The sequence below is a fragment of the Streptococcus sp. SCPM-O-B-23252 (M501) genome, from assembly GCF_058200355.1.
The window spans coordinates 750,567-770,265 of record NZ_JBYQGS010000001.1 but is presented as its reverse complement, the minus strand read 5'-3'; the positions used below and the strand labels follow the sequence as shown (position 1 = coordinate 770,265).

At 39.0% G+C, this 19,699-nt stretch carries 15 protein-coding genes; 4 read left to right on the top strand and 11 right to left on the bottom strand.

The annotated features are described in order from the left end of the window. Position 1: 1 nt before the first annotated feature. From efeO to nox, 3 genes are all read right to left on the bottom strand, one after another. Positions 2-871, bottom strand: a complete 870-nt coding sequence (gene efeO / locus AC3E6G_RS03740; RefSeq protein WP_125336239.1) for an iron uptake system protein EfeO — start codon at positions 869-871, stop codon at positions 2-4. Between the two features lie 93 nt (positions 872-964). Next, entirely contained in the window at positions 965-2,506 is a 1,542-nt protein-coding gene (locus AC3E6G_RS03735) for a ClC family H(+)/Cl(-) exchange transporter (RefSeq protein WP_125336240.1), read from the bottom strand. Positions 2,507-2,614: 108 nt separating this feature from the next. Beyond that, a complete protein-coding gene (gene nox / locus AC3E6G_RS03730; RefSeq protein ID WP_125329400.1) occupies positions 2,615-3,991 on the bottom strand; it encodes a H2O-forming NADH oxidase in 1,377 nt (458 codons plus the stop codon). Between the two features lie 215 nt (positions 3,992-4,206). Between nox and AC3E6G_RS03725 the strand changes: the two genes are divergently transcribed. From AC3E6G_RS03725 to AC3E6G_RS03715, 3 genes are read left to right on the top strand one after another with little or no spacing between them, the layout of a single operon-like run. Beyond that, positions 4,207-5,130 carry an FAD:protein FMN transferase gene (locus AC3E6G_RS03725; protein ID WP_490700484.1) on the top strand — a complete coding sequence of 308 codons (924 nt, stop codon included), beginning with the start codon at positions 4,207-4,209 and terminating at the stop codon, positions 5,128-5,130. 24 nt (positions 5,131-5,154) lie between these two features. Then, positions 5,155-5,760, top strand: a complete 606-nt coding sequence (locus AC3E6G_RS03720; protein ID WP_490700483.1) for an NADPH-dependent FMN reductase — start codon at positions 5,155-5,157, stop codon at positions 5,758-5,760. A gap of 18 nt (positions 5,761-5,778) precedes the next feature. Beyond that, entirely contained in the window at positions 5,779-7,014 is a 1,236-nt protein-coding gene (locus AC3E6G_RS03715) for an NAD(P)H-dependent oxidoreductase (protein WP_490700482.1), read from the top strand. A gap of 183 nt (positions 7,015-7,197) precedes the next feature. Here AC3E6G_RS03715 and AC3E6G_RS03710 read toward each other — a convergent pair whose 3' ends face one another. From AC3E6G_RS03710 to AC3E6G_RS03680, 7 genes are all read right to left on the bottom strand, one after another. Then, positions 7,198-7,785 carry a TlpA family protein disulfide reductase gene (locus AC3E6G_RS03710; RefSeq protein WP_490700481.1) on the bottom strand — a complete coding sequence of 196 codons (588 nt, stop codon included), beginning with the start codon at positions 7,783-7,785 and terminating at the stop codon, positions 7,198-7,200. 22 nt (positions 7,786-7,807) lie between these two features. Further along, complete coding sequence (ccdA2, locus tag AC3E6G_RS03705) at positions 7,808-8,515, bottom strand: thiol-disulfide oxidoreductase-associated membrane protein CcdA2 (RefSeq protein ID WP_490700480.1); 708 nt, start codon at positions 8,513-8,515, stop codon at positions 7,808-7,810. Between the two features lie 159 nt (positions 8,516-8,674). After that, positions 8,675-9,994: a branched-chain amino acid transport system II carrier protein gene (gene brnQ / locus AC3E6G_RS03700; RefSeq protein WP_490700479.1), complete on the bottom strand. Its 1,320-nt coding sequence runs from the start codon at positions 9,992-9,994 to the stop codon at positions 8,675-8,677. Between the two features lie 212 nt (positions 9,995-10,206). After that, positions 10,207-10,761, bottom strand: a complete 555-nt coding sequence (locus AC3E6G_RS03695) for a GNAT family N-acetyltransferase (RefSeq protein ID WP_156676824.1) — start codon at positions 10,759-10,761, stop codon at positions 10,207-10,209. Between the two features lie 120 nt (positions 10,762-10,881). Then, positions 10,882-12,666 carry an ABC transporter ATP-binding protein gene (locus AC3E6G_RS03690; protein WP_490700478.1) on the bottom strand — a complete coding sequence of 595 codons (1,785 nt, stop codon included), beginning with the start codon at positions 12,664-12,666 and terminating at the stop codon, positions 10,882-10,884. Between the two features lie 13 nt (positions 12,667-12,679). Then, positions 12,680-14,416 (bottom strand): ABC transporter ATP-binding protein, encoded by a 1,737-nt coding sequence (locus AC3E6G_RS03685; RefSeq protein WP_490700477.1) that lies wholly within the window; start codon positions 14,414-14,416, stop codon positions 12,680-12,682. 186 nt (positions 14,417-14,602) lie between these two features. Next, the gene (locus AC3E6G_RS03680; RefSeq protein WP_490700476.1) at positions 14,603-14,839 is read right to left on the bottom strand and encodes a hypothetical protein; all 237 of its coding nucleotides are present in this window, start codon (positions 14,837-14,839) and stop codon (positions 14,603-14,605) included. Between the two features lie 25 nt (positions 14,840-14,864). Here AC3E6G_RS03680 and AC3E6G_RS03675 point away from each other — a divergent pair, with 25 nt between their 5' ends. After that, entirely contained in the window at positions 14,865-15,164 is a 300-nt protein-coding gene (locus AC3E6G_RS03675) for a tryptophanyl-tRNA synthetase (RefSeq protein ID WP_490700475.1), read from the top strand. Positions 15,165-15,541: 377 nt separating this feature from the next. Here AC3E6G_RS03675 and AC3E6G_RS03670 read toward each other — a convergent pair whose 3' ends face one another. Continuing rightward, positions 15,542-19,423: a G5 domain-containing protein gene (locus AC3E6G_RS03670; RefSeq protein ID WP_490700474.1), complete on the bottom strand. Its 3,882-nt coding sequence runs from the start codon at positions 19,421-19,423 to the stop codon at positions 15,542-15,544. Between the last annotated feature and the right edge of the window lie 276 nt (positions 19,424-19,699).

Sequence of the window (19,699 nt, the reverse complement as noted above, 5' to 3'; positions counted from 1 at the left end):
GTTATTTACCGTTTAAAATGATTCCCATTTGAGAGAGTGGTTCCCCCAATTTTGTAACTGCTTCTGCTAGTTCTTTGGTATCTTTTTCTGTTAGATCTGTATATGATTTATAGTTGGAATCATCTGTCATATGTTTGTCTAACAAGTCATTCACCGCCTTGAATTCTGTTTCAAGGGTTTTCACTAGCTTGGCATCCTTCTTCTCAATGAGAGGTTTGAAGAGAGCAAAGATCTTCTCAGCCCCTTCGATATTGGCACGGAAGTCATAGAGATCTGTATGAGAGAAAATTTCTTCTTCCCCAGTGATCTTTTGTGTCGCCACTTCATTCAAGAGGTCAACCGCACCTGTCAACATCAAATCTGGCGTTACTTCTACTGTCGCAATCTTAGCTTTCAACTCTTTGATATCATTTACCAATTGCTCTGCATATTTTTCAGTGCCTTCGGTTGTATTTTGTTCCCAGAGAATGCGTTCGATACGGTGGAAGCCTGACCATCCTTCTTCTGATTTGTTTTCATCGACATAGTCAACCAAACGGAAGTCAATCTTGACATCAGACTCCCCAAAGCTTTCAGCGATTGGTTCAGAGCGTTCATAAGACATCCGAATCAAAGGATAGACCTTCTTAGCTTCTTCTAAATCACCACTTTTTAGGACTCTTTGAAATTCCTCTGTATCTTTTAACAACTGATCAATTTGTCCTTGCACAAACTCCTTGTATTCACTTGTCGCCTGGTCCAAGGCTTTTTGGTCCTCTTTTGACAATTTCACTGTCGAAGAGGAACTATTTGTAGTTGTGTTTTTTGAAGATGTATTGGCACAGCCTGCTAATAAAGCGACTGATAAGAGTGTTACTGCAAGTTTTTTCATGAGAATTTCTCCTGGATTCGTTTTTTACGTGGTCTATTATAGCAAAGATTTTCTCATTTTTCAACAATTGTCAGAAAACTTTAATAAAATGAATTAAAGAAGTAATTCTTTTACCCGACCGATATCTGCCTCTTTTACCACGAGGTAGATGCTATCTCCTAGATAGAGGCGGGTACTACCATGCACCGTACTGTTTTTTCCATTATGCTGATGAGTTGTGATCAGGAGGTCTCTAGGTAGGTCTAAATCTCGAACCTGACGGCCTGCTATTTTCTCTGATACTGGAATTTCGATCAGGGTTAAGACATCTGAACCGCTGGTCACCTCAGGCATCAATTGCTCCAGCATAGCCTCGTAGACAGGGGCCCCTTTTAGCAGATCCATTGTAATGTAAGCTGTCAAAGTCACCAAGCCAATCGGCATCAAGGTTCGTATATCTCCTACCATTTCAGTCACTAGAATCATGGCTGTCAAGGGCGCTTTTGAAATGGCACTGAAATAACCACTCATTCCTAAAATAACAAACAAGGGAAGTTGATTAGAATGTATGAGACCAAACTTCAACAAAACAGCCGCAACAAAGGCTCCTAAAACAGAACCTAGAGCTAGAATCGGAAGAAAGATGCCACCAGGAAGACCACTCCCGTAACTGATCATACTCCAGATAAACCGTATCCCAAAATAAAAGACTAACGTCTGGATACTAAGAGGAACATGGGCTAAGCTCAAAACCAACTGATTGCCACCACCTAATAAGTGAGGAAAATAATAACCAATTGGTAGGATCAAAAGAAAGGCAAAGAGTGGAAAATAGGGAGAAGTCACCTTGAAACAGCTACCAAGCTTTTGATAAACACGACCAATATTTAAAACAGCAACTTCATAGAAATAACCAGTTAGGCCCAGAAAAATTCCCATGACTAAGAAAATCCAATAACTGGATAAATCGATATGGGGGATGTGGTCCGGCATGTTTAAAACAGGTGTTTGACCGAAAATATTGAGAGAGACAAAGTTTGCGACCAAACTAGCAGCCAAGGTCGATACCCAGAAGACACGAGAAAAATGATGGTAGACTTCTTCTACTACAAAGAGAAGACCCGCAATCGGCGCATTGAAGGCTGCTGCCAAACCTGCCGCAGCACCGCTGGCTATCAAGGCTCTTTCTTCTACTGGACTAAGCGCAAGTTTCTTAGCCAGCCCCTTTCCTCCCATGGCGCCAAGTTGGATACTGGGGCCTTCACGACCCAACATCAAACCACTTGCAATTGCTAAAATCCCTAAAATGTACTTCTGCCAAAGCGTAGCCCACCAGTCTATCTGAAGCAATCCTTTTAATTCTGCTTCTACTTGAGGAATACCAGATCCTTTAACGTTTTTGTTCTTTTTGATGAGCTGGCTAGCTAGCAAAATAATAAAAAGATACATAGAGAGGATGATGACCCAATTGAAACGACTTCTTCCTAGATCCTTATACAATCCCTGGACAACATGAAAGAGATGCTCAATAAAAAATCGAAAACTCGAGACAATCGCACCGACTACAAGCCCTACTAAAACACCTCTACTAACCTGAGATAAAATAGATCTCGAGGTCGATTGAAATTCTCTTTGGATTTGCTGACTTTGTTTCATAATTTCTCTTTAACTCCCAGATTGATTGCTTATATTATACTATTTTTCATAGCGCTTGAGTAAGACAACAGCAAAAAAACGCCCAAATGAGCGTTTTTATAGAATACATTATTTAGCAGTAAGTGCTGCCATTGTGATGTAGTTGTATGGTTTGTTGAAGTGCGGCAAGAAGAATAGGTCTGTCAATGCCAATTTTTCAATCGTTACATGCTCTTGGATAGCCAATGAGAACATGTGGATACCCATTGAGATTGCAGCATCACGTGATACCATTTGAGCACCAAGGATTTCGCGGCTATCTTGATCATAAACAATCTTGATGGCAACTTCATGGTTGTCATGTTTGATAAATTCTGGTTTTTGAAGGTCGTTGAAGCCAGTTTCAACAGCGTTGTAGCCTGCTGCTTTTGCTTTTTCAAGAGTCAAACCAGTTGAAACCATGTGAAGACCATAGATAGAGATACCGTTAGATCCTTGCACACCGATTCCTTCAAGCTCATGTCCACAAGCATTGTAAGCACCTACAATACCAGTACGAACAGCGTTTGATGCAAGGGCAATGTAGCTAGTGTCTTTACGAGCGTTGTCATAAACAGTCGCACAGTCACCAACAGCGTATACACCTGGGATTGAAGTTTCTTGTTTCTTGTCTACAAGGAAAGCACCGTTACGGAAGAGTTCGATCTTACCATCAGCAAGAGCTGTGTTTGGACGGAAACCAACAGCAAGAATAACCATATCAACGTCGAATGTTTCTTTGTCAGTTACCAAGCGTTCTACTTTACCGTCACCTTGGATAGCTTTAACAGTTTGACCAAGTGCCAAACGGATGTTGTGGTCTTCCAAGTTTTTAGCCATCATTTGTGTAAAGTCTTTGTCATAGTATCCGTTCAATACTGTGTCAACGATATCAACAAGGACAACTTCTTTTCCAAGACGTTCGAATGCTTCAGCAAGCTCAACACCGATGTAACCACCACCTACAACAGCGATGCGCTCAAGGTGTTTGCTCTTGTCTTCAAGTTTCTTAATAACTTCTTCAGCATTTTGGTACAATTTAACGAATTGTACATTTTCAAGAGTCGCTTTGAACTCACGGTTCCCTTTGACAATTTCAACACCTTCAATTGGTGGCAAGATTGGAGTTGAACCAGTTGCGAAGATCAATTTTTCATATGATTCTTTGTGTTCTTTACCATCTACTTCTGCAGTTACAACTTTGTTGTCGTAGTCGATTGAAAGAACTGGTGAGTTCATGTAAACTTTAGCGCCTTTAGCTTCTAATTTTTCTTTATCTGAATAGAACAAGCCTTCAGGTCCGTCAATTTGTTCACCAATCCAAAGAGCCATTCCGCATCCAAGGAATGAAATATTTGAGTTTTGGTCAAACACAACGATTTCATTTTCGTTTCCAAAATTATCCAACATTGTGTTGATACATGCAGTTCCAGCGTGGTTAGCACCCACAACTACGATTTTACTCATAGAAAAAATCCTACCTTTAATTTTATTTACCATACAATTATAACATGAAAATGATATCGTTTCCAATTTTTTTGCTTACAATTTGTGATTTTATTTTCAAATCAATTTGCATAAGTCCTGAAAAATGTCAATAAATTTGCTTGGGGGGATTGTGAAATGGCTTTCTTTTTGATAAACTTGAAGTAGGTGAATATTGGAAAGGTGGTTTACTATTTGTGGAACTAACTAGTCGATCCGAACGCCTAATGGGCTCCACCATAACCGTTTCGATTTCTCATCAACAAGCTGACCAAATACTGGTCGATTGTTTTAGTCTCCTGCGATCCTATGAGCATCGCTTTAGTGCTAATGACCCTTCTTCTGAATTGATGGAGGTCAATCAAAAGGCTGGCATTGAACCCGTAAAGGTTCATCCAGATCTTTTTTCACTGATTGCTCTAGGAACTAGCCATAGTCAGGCGCAAGGAAGTCATTTAAACATTGCGATTGGTCCACTTGTCCAAACTTGGAGAATTGGTTTTTCAGATGCTAGGAAGCCTGATCAAGTAGAAATTGAACAAGCCCTAACAGTCATTGACCCTCATCAGATTTGCTTAGATCCGGATCAACAAACTGTTTTTCTCAAAAGAAAAGGGATGAAAATTGATCTAGGCGCTTTAGCTAAGGGGTTTAGTGCCGATTTACTAGCTGGCTATCTCAGAAGTCAGGGCATTGAACAGGCTTTAATTGATTTGGGAGGGAATATCCTTACCCTTGGTCAAAATCCTATCAGTCACCGCCCTTGGCGAATCGGGATTCAAAATCCTCAGCTTCCAAGAGGGGAACATTTACTGGTTCTATCTGTAACAGATAAGTCCGTCGTGACGTCAGGTACCTATGTTCGTCACCTCGAAGTTGACGGCCAGTCCTTCCATCATATTTTTGATCCCCAAACCGGCTATCCTGTCGAAACGGAGCTGGCAAGTCTCACGATTATTTCTGATCAATCAGTCGATGGGGAGATTTGGACCACCCGCTTGTTCGGTGAAGAACCGACAAACATTTTAAATATTGTTGAAACCTTACCTGGCATGGATGCTATTCTAGTCTATCAGTCAGGTCGCCTCGCCTATACCAGTGGGCTACATGATTATTTGTAATTTTAATTTCAGAAAGGAATTTCCATGACAAAACTTATTGCGATCGTTGGAACAAACTCCAAACGTTCAACAAACCGCCAACTGCTTCAATACATGCAAAAGCATTTTGCTGACAAGGCAGAGATTGAGTTAGTTGAGATCAAAGATATCCCTGTCTTCAACAAGCCAGCTAACAAACAAGTTCCTGAAGCTATCTTAGAGATTGCTACAAAAATCGAGGAAGCTGATGGTGTCATCATTGGCACACCGGAATATGATCATTCCATTCCAGCTGTCTTGATGAGTGCACTTGCTTGGCTATCTTATGGGATTTACCCACTCTTAAGTAAACCAGTGATGATTACAGGTGCTTCTTATGGTACACTTGGTTCATCTCGTGCTCAATTGCAACTTCGTCAAATCTTGAACTCACCAGAAATAAAAGCAACTGTCCTTCCAGACGAATTCTTGCTTTCTCACTCTCTTCAAGCATTTGATCAAAATGGTGACTTGGTAGATCTTGACGTCATCAAGAAACTCGACGCTATCTTTGATGACTTCCGTATCTTTGTTAAAGTGACTGAAAAATTGCGCAACGCTCAAGAATTGCTTCGTAAAGATGCCGAAGACTTCGACTGGGAAAACTTGTAAGATAGGAGACATACTAGCATGAAATTTGTAGGACTTGTAGGATCGAACTACGACCAATCATATAACCGCAAACTTTTGGAATTCATCCGTCGTCATTTTAAGATCAAATTTGAATTAGAAGTTCTTGAAATCGATGAAGTTCCAATGTTCAACCAAGATGAAAAATGGGACGAAAGCTTCCAATTGCGTCTCCTTAACAATAAAATTACCCGTGCCGATGGTGTCATTATTGCAACACCTGAACACAACCACACTATTTCAGCAGGATTAAAATCTGTTTTAGAATGGCTTTCCTATGAAGTACATCCATTTGAAAGCAAACCGGTCATGATCGTGGGTGCTTCTTACTATGACCAAGGGACTTCTCGTGCCCAAGTTCACCTTCGTAAGATTCTGGATGCTCCAGGTGTCAATGCCTATACCCTTCCAGGGAACGAATTCCTTCTCGGAAAAGCGAAAGAAGCTTTTGACGCGGATGGCAACATCATCAACGAAGGAACTGTAAAATTCCTTGAAACTTGTTTAGATAACTTTGTGAAATACGTAGGAGTCGTTTCTAAATTGAAAAAACCAAAACCAATTGAACCAGAAGATTTGGATTGCGGAAAACCAATCGCTACTACCATCACTGAGGTTGACCCAGATGATCCAGATTGGGTAGAAAAAGTTGCAGAAATTACAGGTGCTGTATCAGGCGATACTTATGTCAAATTGGACCACGGTATCCTGACTGTTAATCAAATCGATATGTTCTTGAAAGCTATGCCTTTCGAATTGACATACGCTGATGACAACAACCAATTCCTCTACTACAACAATGCCCACCAAGATCCAGATACCATGTTTGCAAAACGCGTGCCACCTCAATCAGGTAGCCGGATGTCAACCGTTCACGGTTCCCTTCCACCAGCACGTATGAAAAACGTTGAATGGGTAATCGGCACTCTTCGCAACGGAAACCAGGAATATGTTCGTACCATTGTTCCAGGATCTCCTGAAGGCGTGATCAATACTCATAACTACCAAGCAATGTACTATCCAGATGGCTCATATGCTGGTATCAATGAGATCGTCTTCAACTTCCAACCATGGTTGGACTGGTATCTTCAAACAACAGGTCAACGCCTTGTAGGCGGTAGCGGACCATTTGCTCCTGCTGGTGGCCATGGTGATGCAGATGCAACTTCAGGTGCATCAGATACTGGAGGACACGGTGACGGAGCTGCTGATGCTACATCTGGTGCAAGCAACTAATAAAAAGAGAGTGGGACAGAAATCGGTAATTCATTAGAATTCGATTTCGTCGTCCCACCTCCGCACAGTTGAGTAGGGCTGTAAAAGCTGATGAAATCAGCGTAGTAGAGCCCACTCAACCACTGCGTCTTGCTCGACAATCCAAAGACAATTGAGAGGCTAGGACTTTTGTCCCAGCCTCTTTTATTTCAACTCTTTGATAATCTTCTTGGCATCTTCGTTTGAAATAGCCCCTAATTGAACATGTCCAATCTTTCCTTGGCTATCGATAAAGACTTCCGTAGGGATTGAACGAACTTGATAATTCATAAAGGCAGATCCATCTGGATTGTACAAAACAGGAACCGATTGATAGTCTTGTTGGGCAAACCATTTAACGAACTCTTCTTCTGTTTTTTCCCCTTGCATTCCCGGTGCCATAACGGTAAGAATCTCAAAGTCCCGGTCCTTTTCTTCAACTAATTTATTGAGTTCAGGCATGCTTTGGCGACAAGGACCACACCAAGTCGCCCAGAATTTCAAGTAAACCTTTTTGCCTCTATAGTCTGAAAGTTTAACCGTGTTCCCCTTCATATCCTTTAGCTCGAAGTCACTCGCTTCTTTCCCTACTAAAGGATGTTTGCTAGCTGTTGTGTTGGTCATTGATTGATTATTCATTGATTGATTATTCATTGATTGATTATTCATGCCACTCTCGGACTGATTCATAGAGCAAGCAGTCAGGATAGACAGAGAAAGAAGCGAAAAACAGGCGTATTTAATAACTTTCATAATAAGTAAACCTCCATTTGATTTATGAAAAGATAGCAGACAAGCTATTCAATTGTCCCAAAAGTAACAAAATCCCCATGATGATGATGATCAAGCCACCAATCTTCTTTAGTAACAAGAGATGGGGTTTTAGACGATTAAAGTATGGGAGAACGATCCCAGATGCTAGAGCTAGAAGTAAGAATGGAATAGCCATCCCTAATGTATAAATGAAAAGGTAAACGGCTCCCATAAGGGCATCTTGGCCATTGGATGCTGCTAAGGCAAGTACAGAGCCAAGAACAGGACCGATACATGGCGTCCATCCAAAGCTAAAACCAAGCCCAAGGAGAAAAGCTGAAAATAATTCATTCTTGTGCTTGTTTGCCCCGAAATCCATTGTCTTTTGCTTTTCTAAGAAGTTAAAGTGAAAGACTTCCATCTGATGAAGACCAAGGATAATGATCAGCGCGCCCATCAAGTATCGGAACCAGTTGGTGTACATAATTTGACCAAGTAGACCTGCCCCGAAACCAATAATGAGAAAAATAACAGAAATCCCTGCGATAAAACACAAGGTCTTTACAAGACCATGCCAGCGAATCTTCTTCCCAAAAATCTGAATGGATTTTTCCTGATCACTTCCTAGCAAGACCCCGATGTATACCGGAAGCAAAGGGAAGACACAAGGAGAGAAAAAGGAGAGAATCCCTGCCAGAAAGACAGAGAAGGAGAAAACGATTTGATTCATAAAATACTCCGTATATTGATATGCTACAACTAGTATAACATTCCAGCTCCTAAATTAAAAATTTCTGCTACGCTTTGGTTTCTAAACGATCATTTAGAAACTAGTTTCAAAGCCAAACAAAAACTCCAAAGTATTTCACTCTGGAGTTCAATTGACGACTTATTCTTCTTCTGCACTTTGTTTATTTGGCAAGAAAAGAGAAAGGACAATACCAACAACTGCTGGGAGTAACCACGGAAGGGACTGGGCAGCAAATGGTAAAGTTTTAATGACGTTTGCCAGACCTGTAAATTTGAAGGTGCTTGCAAGAACATCTGCAATCGCCACCAAGCTAACTAAGAAAATAGTTAGTTGCATTCCTGGTTTTGATAGTTGAGTAAATTTGTTTACAATCACAATCAACACAATAGTAATGGTGATTGGATAGAGGATCATCAAGACAGGTAATGAATAGGCAATAATGGCGCTCAAGCCAAGATTGGCAATCGCAAAACCAATCAAAGTGAAGATTGTCGCATAGACCTTGTAAGAGATTTTAGGGAAGGTATTATGGAAGAATTCCCCTGTTGACACGATCAAACCGGCTGTTGTAGTGAAGCAAGTCACCGTCACCATACCCGCAAGGAAGATTTGAGCAGCTGGGCCAAAGATAGCCTTGGTCGCTTCTGAAAGGACATAGACCCCTTTATTGGCATCAGATGCCATTACTTTTGCTGGAATTGGGAAATGATTTCCAAGGTAACCCAAACCAATGTATAAAATACTAAAGCCAATGGCTACGACGATCCCAACGATCCAGATGGTTTTAATGTATTCTTTCTTGCTGGTGAAACCAAGTTGATTAAGAGTAGTCACTGCGATGACGCTAAAGGCTACTGAAGCAAGAGCATCCAAGGTGTTATACCCTTCAAGGAAACCTTGACCAAAGGCAGAGGCTTGGTAAGCTTCTGTTGCCACTTGAGGCGCATTTCCGCTGTACTTGAGAGCACCAAGTACAACGAGCACAACGATCAAGATAGCAAAGACAGGTGTTAAAATCCGACCAATACTATCTAGAATTTTAGAAGGGTACAAGGCAATCAAATAGGCTAAACAAAAATAAACTAAGGTAAAGATAAAGAGACTCAGTCTACCACTTGATTGTCCTAACAGTGGAGCGATCCCAACCTCGTAAGAAACAGTAGCTGTTCTTGGAATGGCAAAGAAGGGACCAATAGACAGATACAAGGCTACCAGATAAACGATGGCAAACCAAGGAGCAATTTTTCGTGAAATCTCATGGATATACCCTTTAGGATTGAGTGTACCAACAATCAAGGTAATAATCGCAATCCCTACTCCTGATAAGACAAATCCAGCAATAGCTGGCCAAAAATGGCTACCCGACTGGGCACCTAGCGCAGGTGGAAAGATCAAATTCCCTGCACCGAAGAAAATACCAAATAACAGCAAACCTGTTAAGGAACCTTTTCGTAACATGTGTTCTCCTTTACATTTTTCAATCTTATCTAGTATAACAGCTTTTATCTGCTACGGCAATTCTTTTTATCTGGATTTATGGATTGCAACATGTAACTTATGGGTTAAGCTATATTATTATGAAGTATCAGGGTACAAATTCATATACTTATTTACTTCTTCATCCATTGATTAAAAAAAGCTCCTCTGCTAAGTAACAGAGAAGCACTTTTTTAATCTTCACTAAAGCGTCTGTATTCAATACGGAAATCAAAGTAATTCTCTGCTTGCAGTTTATGGAAGATGTCCCGATAAGCCTCTTCATCAAATTGATCGCCTCGATAAAGAATCTCAAAACTCAGATCATCGTATTCTAAAAAGGCATTGGCTGTTTTGAAGCCGTTCCGCAAATAAAAGTCCATCCGAGCCCGTCGTTGTTCTAGATTATCACATTCTTCATCCAATCGCTCAACTTCTAACAACATGGTCCGTTGGTAAAACTCGACTAATTTTTCAATGATTTCTTGACCATAGCCGTGGCTTCGCAAGTGTGGCATAATAGCAAAGAAGCTGACGTAAAAGGCCTTGGCATTTGAAATAGCAAAGGCAAATCCGACAAACTCTTCCTCATTGTAAAAAGCAAAAAAATGAGCATCATCATTGTCCGTATAGCGTAAAAACTCCGATAAAGGAATCCGTTCCTCTTCAGGGAAAGCCTCGATATTCAACCGCTCGACTTTATCCAGATCTGAGAACGTTTCAGTGATTAATTGGCTGGTTAAGCGCATAAAGCCTCCATTTCTGCTTCGATTATAGCAAATAAAATACCCCCTTTCAAGAAATCCGACTTTTAACAAAAGCAAGTGATTTGCCAAACAAAAAAAGAGCTAATGCTCTTTTTGTTTGTCTTATTTTGCCACTTCTTCTTTTTTGGAGAATTGGCTCATATACAAGTCGTAATAAAATCCTTTTGCAGCCAAGAGAGACTCATGGTTCCCCTGTTCAATGATCTGTCCTTCTTTAAGGACTAAAATCTTGTCCGCTTCTTGGATCGTAGACAAGCGGTGGGCAATGACAAAGCTAGTCCTTCCCTTCATCAAGTTCTTCATAGCCTTTTGAATCAAGAGTTCTAGACGGGTATCCACTGAAGAAGTCGCTTCATCTAAAATCAATATTTTTGGATCGGCCAGAAGAGCACGCGCAATGGTCAACAATTGTTTTTGCCCCAAAGAGATATTGCTAGACTCCTGGTTCATCTCCATGTTGTAGCCCCCCGGAAGTGTCCGGATAAAGTGGTCGACATTGGCAGCCTTGGCAGCAACAACAATCTCTTCGTCTGTTGCGTCCAAGTTCCCAAAGCGCAGATTTTCTTTAATGGTTCCTTCATAAAGCCAAGCGTCCTGAAGGACCATCCCAAACTGCTTGCGGTAGTCTTGGCGAGATAGGTCGCGGATATCCTGCCCATCCACTGTAATAGATCCCTTAGTCACGTCGTAGAAACGCATAAGGAGGTTGATGAGGGTCGTTTTCCCTGCTCCTGTCGGTCCGACAATAGCCACCATCTCTCCAGGATTGACCTCTAGGTTAAAATCACGGATCAGGGGTTTATCTTCCACATATTGGAAGTCCACATGGTTAAAGCTAACCTGCCCTGTCAATTCCGTGTCCAGAGATTCATTTTTACCGAGCACTTCATCTGGCTCATCAAGGACTTGGAAGACCCGGTCCAGTGAAGATTTGGCACTTTGCAAGGTTCCAGCTAATTGGCTCAAATTTTGAATTGGCTGATTGATTTGCCAGACATACTGAACAAAAGCCTGCATATTCCCAACTGTAAGACGTCCGGCAAGAACTTGAATAGCTCCGATAACAGCCACCAAAAGGTAGGTCAAATCAGAGATCGCATTAAGAACTGGCATCATCAGTCCAGAAATAAAATTCGCTTTAAATCCAACTTGCTGGAGACGACGGGTAATGTCACGGAAGTCTTCTTGCGATGATTCTTCACGTACATAGAGTTTTAAGACATTGAAACCACTTAAGTTTTCCTGAACAAAACCATTTAAAGCCCCAAGGACATCAGCCTGCTCCTTAAAGTAAGGCTGGGATTTCTTCATAATCAACTGGGCACCGAAGAAGGTGATTGGAATAGAAGCAATCACGATTAACCCCAAAGTGAGGTTAAGATAGAGTACAATAGCGATGACCAAGGTTAAGGTGAAAATGGCATTCACAATTTGAAGGAAGGATTGCTGCAAGGCGTTAGAAACTGTTTCGACATCACTAGTAAAGCGACCAAGAAGATCTCCAAATTGGTGCTGATCAAAGTAAGAAACGGGGATACGATTTATTTTTTCAGATAAGTCATTACGCATATCCTCAATCATGCTTTGAACAGCATTGGTCATGAAGTAATTCGAATAATAAGATCCAAGCTCATACAAAACTCCGCGGAAGAGATAGACAATCATGACCCAGCCAACATAGCCAGCATTAATCTCAGCTCCTGCAACTCCTCTAGCCATATCTGTCAGGTTAGCGGTCAATTCCGTAATAGCGAGCCCAAGAATATAGGGCTCAATAACACTCATGACCACACTTAGAATCTTTAGGAGTGTAGCGAAAATAACGGCAAAACGATAGGCTTTTAGATAGCCCCAAAGACGTACAAAACTGGAACGTTTTTCTTTCATTTTCTCCTCCCTCCTATTCTTCTGTTAATGATTGGTTATTCAACTGAGAGCGAGCAATCTCACTGTAGATTTCATTGGTTGCTAACAGTTCCTCGTGGGTTCCACGACCAACGATTTCTCCATGATCCAAGACGATGATTTGATCTGCATCCATAATGGTCCCAACCCGCTGGGCAACGATTAAGACTGTCGCATCTCCTGTCACTTCCTTGAGACGATTTCTCAACGTTGCATCTGTCTTATAGTCCAGAGCCGAGAAGGAATCATCAAAGATATAGATATCCGGCTCCTTAACAACTGCACGTGCAATGGATAAACGTTGCTTCTGACCGCCAGAAAGGTTGCTTCCCCCTTCAGCTAAATGAGTGTCAAACTGTTCTTCCTTACTTTCGATAAACTCCTTGGCTTGGGCTACATCCGCTGCCTTATCTAACTCCTCAATACTCGCATTTTCCTTCCCATAGCGAAGGTTTTCAGCAATAGTACCTGTAAAGAGCAAGGCCTTCTGTGGAATGAATCCAATCTTATGGCGCAAGGCTTTAACGTTAAAATCACGGACATCCACGCCATCGACCAAGATTTTCCCTAGGGTGACATCGTAAAAACGTGGAATGAGCTGGACGAGCGAGGACTTACCAGAACCGGTCGATCCAATAAAGGCGATGGTTTCACCCGGTTTAGCCTTAAAGGAAATATTATGCAAGACTGGATTCTCTGTTTCCCCTGGATAGGCAAAAGTGACATTGTCAAACTCCAGATAACCCTTGGTTGCTGTCTCAGTAACCCCATTTTCATTAGGATCAATGGAAATCGGCATGTCCATGATTTCTTTCAAACGATGACTAGACACTGCTGTCCGTGGGTACATGGTGAAGAGATTGGCTAGGAAAAGGAAAGAAAGCAAGGCATGGAAACTGTATTCGATAAAAGCGACAAGGTTCCCGATTTCTAAGATCCCATCCCCTAGAGGGTCTAAAGCAAACCACACAATAGCTACAATCATCGCAATGATGATTTGAACAAAAAGGGGCTCTGTTAAACCGGTCAGTTTAAAGAGTTTATTAGAGTTGTCCGCATAGACTGCATTGGCTTGGCCAAACTTTTCTTCCTGGAATTCCTCACGTGCAAAAGCACGAATAACCCGGAGACCTGTAAGATTTTCTCGCGCATATTGATTGAGCTTATCCAGAGTTTCCTGCTGCTTCTCTGACAAAGGCTTTGTCTTGACAGCGACATACCAGACGACTACGGCTAAAAATGGCATCGAAATCGCCACAATCCAGGCAAGCGAAGGACTTGTTTGTAAAATCAACAGAATACTTGACACCATCATGATAGGGGTAATGACCCCAAGTTTTAACATCTGGTCAGAAAACTGCATCAAGACAAAAGCATCTGACGTCATTCGCGTCACTAAAGAAGAAACGCCAATCTTTTCATACTCATGATGCGAATATTCCTGAAGCTTCTCATAAAGATCATTCCGCATATCCATAACCATGGTTGTAGTAATCTTCCCAACCGCATAAGCTAGAACGATTCGACCAAGAATTCCGACAATGATCACACCAAACATAACCCAGGCCCAGAAATAAACTCGTTCTATATCTCTCGGATTAATTCCCTCATCAATCATACGGGCCAAAACAGTTGGTAGACCGAGGTTAACAATCACAAAAAAGATGGCCGCTGTAAAGTTCAAGCACAACCATTTTGGATATTTTCTCAAATAGGACCAAATATATCCCATACCTTTCTCCTCCCTATACAATAAAAAAGCACCCTCAAGTACTTTTTAACTGATTCTAGAAAGCTCACACGCCTTCTTCAATGCAACCTTATTATATCAGATCCCTAGGAGGCTAGCAAGGAAAAAAGCTATTGAAAAGTAAGGAATGAAAAAAAGGATAGCCTCAGCTATCCCTTCTAGATACGATTATTTTTGACGTTTGAATTTTGCATCTTTGAAGAAAGCAAATGTTTCGCTATCGTTAGACTTAAATTTACTCAAGTCCAAAGTTAAAACATCCCCATCAATCTTATACTTGACTTTATCATTACCACCTTCTTCTGACTCAAGAGTTTTGCTACCTTGATCAGCTTTTAGGTCAAATGATTTCTTTCTATTATTTCCTAGGGTATAGCTAACAGTTTTAACACATTTTTCAGACATAATATAAATTTAAAGGAGTTAAAGAATGTCAATTAAAAATCATTTACAAAGAGAATTCAAAGGTTCAAATTTTGAAATTCGTGAAAAACTAATAACAGATACCTACTTCACTAGCTTTTTAGATTACGTGAGTTTACCTGAATCAATCTCGAAATTAATTGAAGAAGGCTATGCTGATAAAAGAAATCAACTAGATGAATACATTGATTTTGCAGTTCATCATAATTTAATTACTATGCAAAATAATATTATTCAAGCTACTGATCTTGGTTTAGCTTGGGTGTGGTGGGCTTATGCACCAGTTGAAGGCGATGATTGGATTTAGATAAATAGGCTCCATAATTTCTATTTAGTCTAAAACTAACATAGAAATTATGGAGCCTATTTTATTGTAGAAAAAATCCCTGCCAAGATCTAACTTGGCGGGGATTTGGTGGGGAAGAACTCCTCTATTTAAGATTTAAATCACCTTATGCAATTCTTAACCTTAATATACTAGGCTTTCGCATTCAATTTGCGTTACTCTATTATTCGTGCACATTAATGATTTAACAATTCTCCCATTTAGTATTGAGTCACAAATAAATAACCATTATGTAAGATATAAGTAAACTTCACTGGTCTATATTATTCAAGACTATAACAGTTCATGATTACAACATGAATAGCTGTCTAATCATCAAAAGACACATTACTTACCGGCTAATCACTTTCTACAAAGGCCCATCCTTTATCTTTATTAAAAATTACTGCCCTTGTTAGCTTCTCTGGCATACGTTTTTTGAAATCATAAATCCAATCACCAACTTCTTTTGGTAAATCTTTAACTGGCCGATCTCTCAAATAAAGAACGAACTCTTTACCTGGGGATTTCTTATCTGCTATTCCGTAAGGTTCAGTTGTATCAATTTTCACACCATTAACAATCTTTGTTTCTCCCACTTTTGAATAATCTAAATCAGTTAAAGTCATCTTATATTCATAGTCATTAACTTTAACTAGATTTTTAAAATTACCTTTAAAATTAGAAATATACATTTGACCATTTGGATAATTTGGACCAGTAATTCCCATATTCGTATCATGGTACGTTCCCTTGAAACTGCCATCTTTAGAAACATCCATTCCAGTAGCCCAGCCTCCTACACCACTAGCAAAGATGAATGGTTTAGTTAGTTTTTCAAATATAGCCTCTGGATTATGAACTGGCTCATTACTATAATCCTTTCCTAAATCAAACTCATAATTTCTAAATTTTATTTTACCATCAAATAAGGTTAATTCATCATTTAATGCCATGTCTTCCTGAATTAATCCCAATTTTTTAACTTGCTTCAAAATTTCTAGTTCAGCCTTTAAAGTTAGATAACCATACTCTTCGATAGATATCTTTTTATCATTGATAGAAATAGGTGATGTAATAAGTTTTTCATTATCACCAGTAATTAGATTTGTTTTATCTTCTTTTTTCTTCTCAACAGATAATATTGTTTGTGAATATGAAGCTTCTATGGCTGACCCAGCATTAGCAGAAACAGAAACTGTATCTATTCCTAATATTTTAGGTTTTACTTTTATTTCTGGACCACGCTTGACCGTGGCTTTAGCTTTTATTTCTCCCACTTTCATTGTATGGTTGACAGTACGCTTATATTCAGGAGCCCAATTTTTTAATTTGATTGAGTCTTGAATTGAATATGTACTTGATACTGAAACACTTAAACTCCCTTCAACAGTGATCTTAATACTTATAGGAATATTTACAGTCACCCCTGTAACCGGTGTAGGTAAAATCAATTCTCCTAAATGAATCTCACTTACTATATCTTCTGGTGTACTAAATTCTAAAGAACCTTCTGTAGTAAAACTCAATTCTTTATTGATATCAAAATTCATAAAATCTATTTTAGGAATCCAAAAATTTAAATCTACAGCATCTGACCAAACCTTACCTGAAATATTAAATGACAGGTTTCCTTTTATTTTATCTTTACTAAGTAATGGAATTGATAAAGTTGGAAGAGTTCCTTCAAGAGAGACACTTCTAAATAGACCTTGATCTGTATTTGATGCTTTTTTTACAGTAACTCCTTCAGCTGGAATAAAAGTAGCACGGTTGATATTAGACGACCAAGCTTTTGTATTGATATTCTGTACAACCTCGTACAATGATGGCACACTATATTCAATAACTGACTGATTATTAATAGTGCTAATAGAATTTATTTTAATAGCTTTAGAAGTCTCATAAATCTTAGATGGTGGGATAACAAGAATATCACCTACTCTGGCATTAATTTCTTTAGATAGTACTACTTTTTTCCCATCGTCACTCAAACTTTGATATTGACCATCATTAACGTAAATTACATTGTCTTTTAGATGGTAGTCAATCATATCATCTGAATATTTTTTTCCTAATTCAAAATGACCCTTTATATTTTCAATTATCGGATCACCATAAGATAGAGCTGTAACTTTAGCTTCGAAGCCATTAGATTTCAAAATATAAGATTGATTTGGGATTAAACGAGTAAACATATAACCATCAAAATCAGTATTTGCCTCTGCAACCAGCTCATTACCTTTATAAATTGAAATAAAACTTTCCTCTATAGCATTGTCATTGCTATTATATGCATGTCCTGAAATAACTACATCTTTCTTAGATAAACCGTTATTTTTTGTACCTAGGCGATAAACCTTAGTAAGTAATGGAATATCTTTAGTCATAATCAATTCAGTTTGTGGTTCTTTATTATTTAGATCCCGTTTTTTCTTAACATTTACTGTCACATAGCTAGCTTGAATATCTTGTAATTGTCGCTGACCTTCGAGAATTGTATTATCATAAATTTCTATCGTCTTAATCTTCACCAACTTTTCTCCATTTGGTGATACAAGATTTAGAAATGGTGTTTTATCTTTTACCAACTCTCGCACTTTTTCTCGGTCAGTTTCAACTGTTTTATTTTCAGATTCAGTAACATCGACTGTATAGTAACCTGAGAGAGAAGTTTTTGGTGTTGTTTCTTTTGATTCAGTTACAAAAGTTTCATCTGAGCCTGCACTTGGCACTACTCCACTAACAGTAGATTGCTTTGCTGTTTTCTTCGTTCCAATTAGGAAAACTTTATTTTGAGCTGCTTCAACTGTCTCTGAGGTTGTTTCCTTTATCTTTTCCACACCATCAACTAAAGTAATTTTCTGAATAGAAACTTTCTTCCCAACTTTTCCCTCTGTTTCTACCTTAACCTCATCTTCAGATAGAGAACTATCTTCCTTGATAACTATCTCGAATGGTATATCTTCAGTAACGCGAACAGTACGAATGACTTTCTTAGTTTTAACTGTTGTTGCGTCTGCAATAGTTCCTAAGTTAGAGTTTAAATTCTCTACTGGAGCGGAAATTTTCTCTTTGTTATCCTCTCCAACTAATGATTCTGAAGAAGATTCAGTCCCGGTAGAGTTTTTAATCTTTGCAGAAGTTTCATCAGTTGGGTTTACAGGAGTTGAAGTACCCGATGGAGTAGCTGGTGTTGTAATCTCATCTTCCACAACTTCCTCAGATAATATTTCAACTAATTCAGATGGGATGTCAACGCTTGTTCCCTTAAGAATATCAACAGTTGTTTTTTCTTCAGATACAGTATCTTTCTTGTAAACCTCCGTTACTGTATGTACAATGACTAACTGTCCATTCTGAACTTCTCGTGTTTCAACAGGTTGGCTCTCGCTAATTTTTGTATAACCAGTTAAATCTTCTAGTATATTCCCTGAATCATCTACTTTAATAATTTTATTAATAACTTTAGGTTCTAAATACTTAACTGGTTCGTCTACTTTTGGTGGAGTTATTGGTTTAATTGGCTCCACTTTACCTCTACCACCATCTTCCAAAATATCTTTCTTAGGATTATCCACTGGTACAAAAGTATCCTGTATTTTATTTTCTTGTGAAGGTAGTTGAGTTACATGTGTCACTTGATTTGTATCTATATCTTTACCATCAATATAACCAACAAATTGATATCCAGAAATATTTACTTTGCCATCTGGAAGCATGAAACCTGCTTTTATCATTTCGGTATGGTTATAGTTGGACAAAGTAGCAATTGTTAAAGCAGATACAGTTGTCACACTCAAAGCTCCTCCAACCAAAGAGATAGAAAAGATACACTTGACAATCTTCTTATCTACTTTACCAATTCTCTTTATGATATAAGCAACTAACAATAGACCTGTTCCAACAACAGAAGCGATGGGCAACATGTTACTTCCAGTATTTGGTAAAACATTATTTACAGTATTTTTACGATAGATAACAAACAAATCTGACCCATCTACAAGATCCTTTGGTAACTCGTTTACAATGAGTTTTTTCTCTATTTCAGTCAACTCATCTGTAGTAACATATTTATAGTTTACTCTTATATCTTTTTCAGCAGCAGAAACTGTTTTAAGAGGAAATGAGCAAAAAACTACAGTCCCAATCACAGCACATACCGCCCCTATTCCTGAAACTTTCCTCAGACTATACTTTCTTCTACGTTCATCTACATTTAACTTCCCTTTTGGTTTCATAATTTTCTCCTTTTTTATTGATAAGCTATTTACGTATACATAAACGAAATAACTTACCTTATAAACATTTTATCCTCCCTCAAACTATTTTGTCAACTATTTCCAGGATATATGAGCAAATTATTAATCAAGATTAAAATTCAACTTGTAGTTATACACAAAGCATAAATTCTCTGAGTACTTATAATCGAAGTATTTTAAATGATAATTTCGAAAAAACGACCTACTTTAGTTCCATTTTATTTACCCCATTCAATAACAATCTACAAATCAATC